The sequence below is a fragment of the Pseudomonadota bacterium genome (assembly GCA_039815145.1).
Taxonomy (GTDB): Bacteria; Pseudomonadota; Gammaproteobacteria; order Steroidobacterales; family JBCBZW01; genus JBCBZW01.
In genome coordinates, this window is sequence record JBCBZW010000182.1 from 1 (window position 1) to 8293 (window position 8293).

An 8293-nucleotide genomic window follows, 5' to 3' on the forward strand; every position below is an offset into this window, starting at 1 on the left:
CACCAGCACGGAAGCGCTGATCTCGTTCCTGCTGATGCTGCTGTACGCGGGAGATCTGTTCGAAGTGCAGGGCGTCGGGGAGATCCTGCCCGCCGAGCAGCTCGCGGACTTCGAGGCCAAGGCACGCGAGTATGGGATCCGTTACCGCCTCGACGGTCGGCCGCGCGTGGTGGTGTCGCAGGACTGAGGCGCCCGCCGCCGGGGTGATGCGAGGGGGGTGTACCGTCCCCCAGCGGATGACGAGCCTCTACCTCACCAGGGGAGAGGTGTAGGTGGCATCGTGCGCGACGGGGGCCGGCTTGCCGGCCGCCAGGGCGTCGAGCACGTCTTCGAAGCGGGTCTCGTAGGCGAAGTTCAGATCTCGAGTGATGAGCGTGCCGTCGTAGACCCGCCCGATCTGCGTCGGTAGCGCCCAACCCTGTTCCGCATAGAGCGCTTCGGCCTGCGGGTAGCGCCTGCGGATCACCGCGCGGGCGTCTGCCTTCAACGCTCGCAGATCGGTCCGTGAGAAGGGTGTGGGCGCGGAGACGAGGTAGAGGCGAAAGCCAAGCTCGCCCTCGTGCTCGAGCGCGGTGAGGTGAGCGCGCGCCATGTCCTCCACCGACGCGCGTCGATTGAGGAGTTCGTTAGCCTTCATGTTGGGGCCGCTCAGCACGTGGTGCGTATCGTCGTCCTCGGGGAAGAATCGCGAGGTGCGCAGCACGATCACTTCCAGATCGAAATCGATGTGGTGCTGGCGACACAGGGCTTCCGCGGCGAGCTTGGTCGCGCCGTAGACGTTGCGCGGTTCGATCGGCCCGTACTGCTCGTCCAGCCAGATGGCGGCGTCGCTGTGCTCGTCGCGTATCGCCCGGCTGATCATGAGCGAGGTCGTGGAGGTGAAGATGAAGCGCGTGCCGGCGCGGGCGGCGGCGGCTTCGAGCAGGTTGAGCGTCCCCGTCACGTTCACGTCCACGAACGCCTGCTGGGGGTAGCGCACGATGTCGGGCTTGTGCAGCGCGCCCGCGTGGATCACCGCGTCGAAGGCGTGATCGGCGAAGGCGCCGTGCACGACGTCAGTGTCGACGATGCTAGCGTTGATCGTGGTCCAGCGAGAGGGGGCGACGTCCATGCCGACGGGGTCGTGGCCTGCTGCTTCGAGCAGCGGGATCAGGTGACGCCCGAGCCAGCCTGAGGACCCGGTGACGAGCACTTTCAAGGGTCGCGACCTCCTACCCAGCGACGCTCGCCGCGCGCTCGGGCGTGTAGTGCGTCTCCAGTACCGCCGTCCAGGCATCGGCGCCATCGACGCGGGTGAACGCCCGCCGCACATCGTTCGGCGCGAACGGGTGGTGGGTGGAGAAGCGAATGCCGAACTTGCGCATCTGGCGCGTCGCGCTGCGCTCGCCGTAGAGACGCATCGCGAGCGTGTGGTGCGTGAGTAGCACGTCGCGCTGCTCGGCGAGCGTGGGCGCGACGACGTCGCCACCCGTCATCAGGGCCCGTGCCTGACGGAAGATCCAGGGACTGCCGATGCACCCGCGGGCCACGGACACGGCGTGCACGCCGGTGTCCGCAAGCATCAGGAAGATGTCGTCCACGGTCCACACGTCGCCGCTGCCGAAGATCAGCCGATCGGGGTAGCGCTGCACGAGGTCGTGGAGGAAGGGCCAGCGCGCGGGGCCGTTGTACTTCTGCTCGACGGTGCGGGCGTGCACCGTGGCGACGGCATAGCCGATTTCATAGGCAGCATCGAAGATGCGTTCGAAGGCGAGCGCCATCGCCGGCGTGTCGTCGAAGGCGCGCCGCAACTTCACGGTGCACGGAATCTGCGCTGGCACGGCGTCGCGCACGGCCTGCAGGATGGCGATCGCGTCGTCCGGGGCAGCGAGGAAGTGGCCCCCGCGGCGGCGCTTACGGATTTTCTTGACCGGGCAGGCGAGGTTTAAGTCCACCACGTCGTAGCCCATCTCCGCCAGGGCCACGGCCCCGCGCGCCATCCACTCGGGCTCCGTGCCCATCACCTGGCCGGCGACGGGATGATCGTCGAGGCGGGCGACGGCGTTCTCCTCCAGATCGCCGAGGCCGCGCGCTTCCTTCTGCAGCAGGTCCGGGTCTTCCTGACGCTTGCCGCGGCCGCCGTCGACGAGCTTGCGGTCGAGCAGGGCCTCGGTGATGCAGAAGGGGGCGCCGTGGGCGCGGGCGATGAGGCGCATGGCGCCGTCGGAGTAGCCGGCGAGGCCCGCCTGGAAGAACGGCGCGTCGAAGCCTGCCGCGACGGTGCTGGCGAGGCGAGGGTCTGTCACGTGCTGGCGTGCGTAGGCACGGGCGCGGGCGCGTGCTGGTGCGTCGGGGGGCGGCGGTGGGGCGTCGGCGTTGGCCATGGCGCCGGAGTCTAGCAGGCCGTCGGGGCGATGAGCCGTGATGGGCGCGTGGCATCGGAAAGAGCTGACCGAAAGTCGCCCCTGATCCGATATCCGGTCAGAGGACGCCTAGAGGGATAGGCAAGGATGGCCGCGCGTGTCACTCACTCCCCGATTCCCGCGACAGCCATCGTTGCCGGTCTGATCCAACAACGAGGTAAGTGATATAAAACGGGTACTTGCGGTGATGATGCTGCTCGGTTTTGGCGCCTCTGCCGCCAACGCTCAGGTGTGCATCAGCTTCGACTCCTTCTGCGACGGGGTGAGCTTCACGCCGGGCGTCGGCTTCACCTGGGAGGGCTACGACTGTGCAGGCGCGGACACCGCGTTCAGCGGCGTTGTGCCGACCGGTGGCGGTGAGGTGCGTCTGGTCTGTCAGAGCGGCTCCTGCGCGGTGCCGGACTTCTTTGGCTACGACATCGCCATCGTCGATCTCAACCTGCCGGCGCGCACGGCCGATGTGATCGGCATCGACAACGGCGGCATCCTGTTTACCGTGACCGACACCATCACGGTGACCCAGGGCGCCTGCCCGTTCACCCCGGAGCGCGAAGGACTGAAGTCCTTCGGACCGCCTTAGGCGGCGGAGGCGGTGGTCGGGTGGAAGGATCCCCGACCACCGCCGATAGCCTCAGTCGGCCGCGGTGCCTTCCATGTCCTCGTAGGCCCGTCGGCCGGCGGAATAGGCGAGGATCAAGACGGCTTCCGTGTCCCCCAGGCAACGGGTTTGATGGGTGGTGCCGCTGGGCACGTAGATCGTGTCGCCAGGGTGGGCCGGCACCCACTGGGCCCCCAGGCGAACCTCCAGTTCGCCGCTCACGAGGTGGATCGCTTCGTTGGCGTTGGGGTGGCGGTGCGCCGGGCTCGTGTGCCCGGGGAGCACCGTCATGCGGGCGAGGGAGAGGTCGGCGCCAGGATGCGAGGCGTCCTCCACCAGCCACGTCATGCTGCCCCAGCTCTCGTTCGGCATCCGGCGTCTCCGGTGAGGTCTGCGCTCCCCGCGCAGGAGGATTGGACGGCCGCCTGCGTTAGGCAGCCGTCCATGCGCCCTCGTGCCTACTCAGGCTGCCAGTTAGGCAAACGCCCCGGCGTGTACGGCACGGCGAGACGCTCCGCATCGCCCTCGAGGCGCTCCAGCATCCCGTCGATCCGCTTCAGCTCCTCCAGGGCGCCGGCAAACTCCTGCGCCGCGATCTGGTAGGCCTGACGGTGGGTGCCGGTGACCGGCGCGTAGCTGTCCCAGTGACCGAACTGGATGCTGCCGACGCGATTGGTGATCGGCCAGGGCACGGGCTCCGCCCGGCGTGCGACGGTGGCATCGCCGTTCATGAGCACCTTGAGGTCCGCCATCGCCGCCTCGATCGCCCGCAGCTGCTGCTGTTGGCTCTCGGTTGGGGCCATGGTGTCGCTGAGGCCCTTCTTCAGGTGCGCGAGGCGCGTGTCCATCTCGCCCATGTACGTGGCGGCGCCATCGACCGCGCGGGCCAGGCGATGGGTCTTGCGCTGGAAGGCCACCACCTCATCGAGGTCCTCGGCGATGATGCCGCCCTGGTCGAGGCGTTTGACCGTGAAGGTCTGGGGCTCGCCAAGGTCGGTCAGCTCGCCGCTTTGGCGCACGGCGAGGGACACGGTGTACTCACCCGGCACCACCATCGGGCCGGCCGGCGCGGGCCACCAGGGCGGACGCTCGCCGAGGGCGTTGAGGTTCACGGGGTCCGCCGGCGGCATGCGCAGGTCCCAGGCCACGCGGTGCAGGCCCTTGCCCTTGGGGCCGGAGAGGCGACGCACGACGTTGCCGTCCCCGTCGCGCACGGTCAGCACCACGCTCGGCGCTTCCTCGCGATCTTCGGCACGTAGCTCATCCCAGGAGGGGTAGGGCGTGTCGGCGCCGCTCTTCTCGAGCTTGCGCTCGGCCTCGCGACGCTGCTCGCGCAGGGTCTTGTAGCCGTCCTTCAGGTGGTAGGTGAAGACGGCGCCGAAGGTGGGGTTGGGCGCGGCGTAGCGGCCGGTGCCCGGGGAGTCGCCGTCGTAGCGCTCGAAGAACGCCCAGGGATCCTTCACCGGGAACAGGTGCGCGTCGGCGGCCTGCAGGTCGGCGGCCTTGGTGCGCAGGGGGCTGTAGTCGTCGAGGATGTAGATACCGCGGCCGAAGCTCGCCACCACGAGGTCGCCCTCGCGGCGCTGGATCTCGAGGTCACGCACGGCGATGGTCGGGAAGCCGCCCTTCAGCGCCGCCCAGTGCTTGCCACCGTCCTGGGTCACGTAGAGGCCGAACTCCGTGCCCACGAAGAGCAGGTTCGGATCCACATGGTCCTGGATGATCGTGTGCGCCGTGCCGCGCTCGGGCAGGTCGCCGGTGATGCTCTTCCAGGTCTGGCCACGGTCCGTGGACTTGAACACGTAGGGGCGGAAGTCGCCGCGCTTGTGGTTGTCGAACACTGCGTAGGCCGTATCCGCATCGTGCAGGTCGGCGATGATGTCCTCCACCAGGGACATGTTCGGCACGCCGATGATGCTGGACACCGAACGCCACTGCTCGCCGCCGTTCTCGCTCACCTGGATCAAGCCGTCGTCCGTGCCGGCGTAGAGCAGGCCTTCGACCAGCGGGCTCTCGTCGAGGGCCACCAGCGAGCCGTACACGGAGGTCGACGCGTTCTTGGCGATCGAGTCGACGGACCAGATGCGGCCCATCAGTTCGAGCTCGTTACGGTCGAGCTGGCGGGTGAGGTTGCCGCTCACGGGGGTCCAGCTGTCGCCGCGATCGTCGGAGCGGAACAGCTTCTCGGCGCCGTAGTAGAGGCGGGCGGGATCGTGCGGGCTGATGATCAGCGGCGCGTTCCAGTTCCAGCGCAGGGCGGGTTCGCCGGGGCCGGGCTGGGGCGCGATGTAGACGGCGTTGCCGGTCTTCATGTCGTAGCGGGCGAGGCCGCCGTACTGGTACTGGCTGTAGACGATCGAGGGATCGGTCGGGTCGATCTGCGGCTTGAAGCCGTCACCGCCGAGGGTGAAGGTCCAGTCCTCGTTGGTGATGCCGCGGGAGAAGGTGGTGCGCACGGGCGCACCCAGGGTGTTGTTGTCCTGGGTGCCGCCGTAGACCGAGTAGAAGGGGAAGCCGTTGTCCGGCGTCGCCCGGTAGAACTGGGTCAGGGGCAGGTTGCGGGCGTGGCGCCAGGTCTGGCCGCGGTCGAAGCTCTCGTACACGCCGCCGTCGCCGCCGATGCGGATGTGCTGGGTGTCGTCGGGGTCGATCCAGATCGCATGGTCGTCCACATGCTTGGCTTTGAATGATAGCCTTTTGAATGACTTACCGCCGTCTTCTGAGACGCTGGTGAAGGTGTCGAGGGAGTAGACGCGGTCGCTGTCGTAGGGGTCGACGGTGATCTCGTTGTAGTACTGGGCGCTCGTAGTCTTGTAGCCGGAGCGCTTCTCCCAGGTCTCGCCGAAGTCTGAAGAGCGATAGACACCGCCGTCGCCGTCGATGCCCTCGACGATGGCGTAGAGGATGTTCGGGTTGGACGGGGCCGAGGCCAGGCCGATGCGGCCGAGGTCGTTCTTGCCCGGCAGGCCGCCGGCGAGTTTGCGCCAGGTCTTGCCGCCGTCCGTGGACTTGTGCACGCCGCTGCCGGGACCGCCGTTGATCAGGGTCCACACGGCGCGGTGCCGCTGGTAGGTGGAGACCACGATGTGGTCCGGGTTGTCCGGGTGCACGACGAACTCGTTGGCGCCCGTGTACTCGTTCACGTGCAGCAGGCGCTCCCAGTTCGCGCCGCCGTCGCTGGAACGGTAGAAGCCGCGGTCGCCGCCTTCACTCCACAGGGGGCCCTGGGCCGCCACGTAGACGATGTCCGGGTCCTTCGGGTGGAAGCCGATCTGACTGATGTGCTCGGAGTTTTCGAGGCCCATCTTCTCGAAGCTGCGCCCGCCGTCGACGGAGCGGTAGATGCCGTCCCCGTAGGCCACGCTGCGTTGGCTGTTGTTCTCACCGGTGCCTACCCAGACCACCTGCGGGTTGCGCGGGTCGAGGGTCACGGTGCCGATCGAGTAGCTGCCGTAGCGGTCGAACACCGGGCTCCAGGTGATGCCGTCGTTCTTGGTCAGCCACAGGCCGCCGGAGGCGGTGGCGGCGAAGTAGTGGTGTTGGTTGTCGGGGTGGACGGCAAACTCGACCACGCGCCCTGAGGTGACGGCGGGCCCGAGGTTGCGCAGCTTCAGGCTGTTGAAAGCCGCGAGTGGCTCTTCGGCCTGGGCGCTTACCGCGAGTAGGGCAGCCGCCGCTGCGGTAGCTCCAAAGGACGCGAGAAATCGCATGTAACCTCCAGTTAAATATATGTTTTCTTTGTCGTCTAGCGTTTCGGCGCGATCGGGAGCAACCGCTGCAATCGACGGACAGCGCCCAAGTGTAGCGGCGGAAGTGGGCCGACGCGCGCCAACGCTCGTGACGGAGTTGCCCTTGAGAGGAGAAGGGTCGCGTCGCGTGCCGGTGTCAGGCGTAGAACTCGGGTCGGCGGTCGTCGTGCACGTGGTTGGCGGGGGTGATGAACTTGCCGTCGGCCTCGGTGGGGTCGATGGTCACCACGCGCAGTGCCTCGGCGTCACCGGCGCAGGATAAGAGCACTTCGCCCTTCGGCGTGGTGACCTGGCTCTGGCCGGTGAAGTCCAGCGCACCGTGGGGGCGACGATCTTCGCCGAAGCGGTTGGTGGTGACGGCGAAGACGCGGTTCTCGATCGAGCGGGTGATCATCGCTTGCTGGCAGAAGGTGAGGACCAGGTTGCTCGGATGGCACAGCACCTGGGCACCGCGCAGGGCCAGGGTGCGGGCCACCTCCGGAAACGCCCAGTCGAAGCACACCATCATGCCCAGGCGCACGCCGCGCACCTCGTGCACGCGCAGGGGCTGATCGCCGGGATCGAAGATGGCGGTCTCGGTGTTGAACAGGTGCAGCTTGCGGTAGCAGTCGATCAGGCCGTCCGGGCCGATCAGCAACGCGCTGTTGAACAGCTGCTCGCCGGCGCGCTCGGTGAACCCGGTGACCAGGTGCAGGTCGCGCGCGCGGCAGAGGTCGATGAGGGCGCTGAGGGTGGGCGAGTCGTCGAGGGGCTCGGCGAGCGACGTGGCCTCCGCGCGATCGACGAAGTGATAGCCCGTAAACGCGAGTTCCGGCAGCACGAGGAGGTCGGCCTCGACCTCGGCGAGCGCGTCGCACACCCGCTGACGGTTGCCCTCGACGTCGCCGAAGGTCGGGTGGAACTGAAACACCCCGACCCGCATGCCCTGCCCATCGCCGCTGCTCACCGCCACTACTTCTCCCGTCGTTTGCGCGAGACGGCTTGGCGGACCTGCTCCACCGACTCGTCGCTGTCGAGGGCGTAGAGCGTCTCGGGCTGGCACACCACGCCGCCGCGGCCCACCTGCGTGCGCGAGCTCGGGTTCACGATGGCGATGTTGTCGAGGGTGCCGGGGCCCCCGGCGCCGTTGAAGGCCACGTCGGAGAAGGGATCGACGAAGATCAAAGTGTCGATGCGCGGCTGGAACTTGGCCCCGATGTTGTCGGAGACCACCACGCTGTTCGGTTGCAGGCCACGACAGGCGGTCGCCAGCACCAGCAGGTAGGGGCGTCTGGCATTGATCAGGATCATGCGATCGTTCAAGGGCTCGATCGAGCGCACGCGATTCCAGCGCAGGGAGTCGACCGGCTGCGAATCGGGTGGTACCAGGACCAGGTCGCGGCGTCGTGCGGCGTCGGCCGCATCCGCGCTGGTGGCGCATCCGCTGGCCAACACGGTGACGAGCAGCGCCGCAATGGCTAACAGCGTGAGGGGACCCGAGCGTCGTTGAGGAACGCTTGTCATGAATACTCCTGCGCCAGGTCGAGAGAACGTGCGCGTCAGGC

General features: G+C 67.9%; 8 protein-coding genes. 2 read left to right on the plus strand and 6 right to left on the minus strand.

The features are described from left to right. Positions 1-187 (plus strand): hypothetical protein (locus tag AAF184_23470; protein ID MEO0425316.1); only part of this gene is annotated, 187 nt, incomplete at its 5' end. Between the two features lie 60 nt (positions 188-247). Here AAF184_23470 and AAF184_23475 read toward each other — a convergent pair. Continuing rightward, entirely contained in the window at positions 248-1198 is a 951-nt protein-coding gene (locus AAF184_23475) for an NAD(P)-dependent oxidoreductase (protein ID MEO0425317.1), read from the minus strand. A 13-nt stretch (positions 1199-1211) separates the two neighbouring features. Further along, the gene (locus AAF184_23480; protein MEO0425318.1) at positions 1212-2363 is read right to left on the minus strand and encodes a tRNA-dihydrouridine synthase; all 1152 of its coding nucleotides are present in this window, start codon (positions 2361-2363) and stop codon (positions 1212-1214) included. 226 nt (positions 2364-2589) lie between these two features. Between AAF184_23480 and AAF184_23485 the strand changes: the two genes are divergently transcribed. After that, positions 2590-2982, plus strand: coding sequence for a hypothetical protein (locus AAF184_23485; GenBank protein MEO0425319.1), 393 nt, complete (start codon positions 2590-2592; stop codon positions 2980-2982). Between the two features lie 51 nt (positions 2983-3033). Here the strand turns inward: AAF184_23485 and AAF184_23490 are convergent, their stop codons facing one another. From AAF184_23490 to AAF184_23505, 4 genes are all read right to left on the minus strand, one after another. Next, complete coding sequence (locus tag AAF184_23490; protein ID MEO0425320.1) at positions 3034-3372, minus strand: cupin domain-containing protein; 339 nt, start codon at positions 3370-3372, stop codon at positions 3034-3036. 86 nt (positions 3373-3458) lie between these two features. Next, on the minus strand, positions 3459-6710 hold the full coding sequence (locus AAF184_23495; protein ID MEO0425321.1) for a glycosyl hydrolase: 3252 nt from the start codon (positions 6708-6710) through the stop codon (positions 3459-3461). A 175-nt stretch (positions 6711-6885) separates the two neighbouring features. Further along, the gene (locus tag AAF184_23500; protein MEO0425322.1) at positions 6886-7701 is read right to left on the minus strand and encodes a nitrilase-related carbon-nitrogen hydrolase; all 816 of its coding nucleotides are present in this window, start codon (positions 7699-7701) and stop codon (positions 6886-6888) included. Further along, entirely contained in the window at positions 7701-8252 is a 552-nt protein-coding gene (locus tag AAF184_23505) for a DUF6491 family protein (GenBank protein ID MEO0425323.1), read from the minus strand. Before AAF184_23505 ends, AAF184_23500 begins: the two co-directional genes overlap by 1 nt. Positions 8253-8293: the final 41 nt, after the last annotated feature.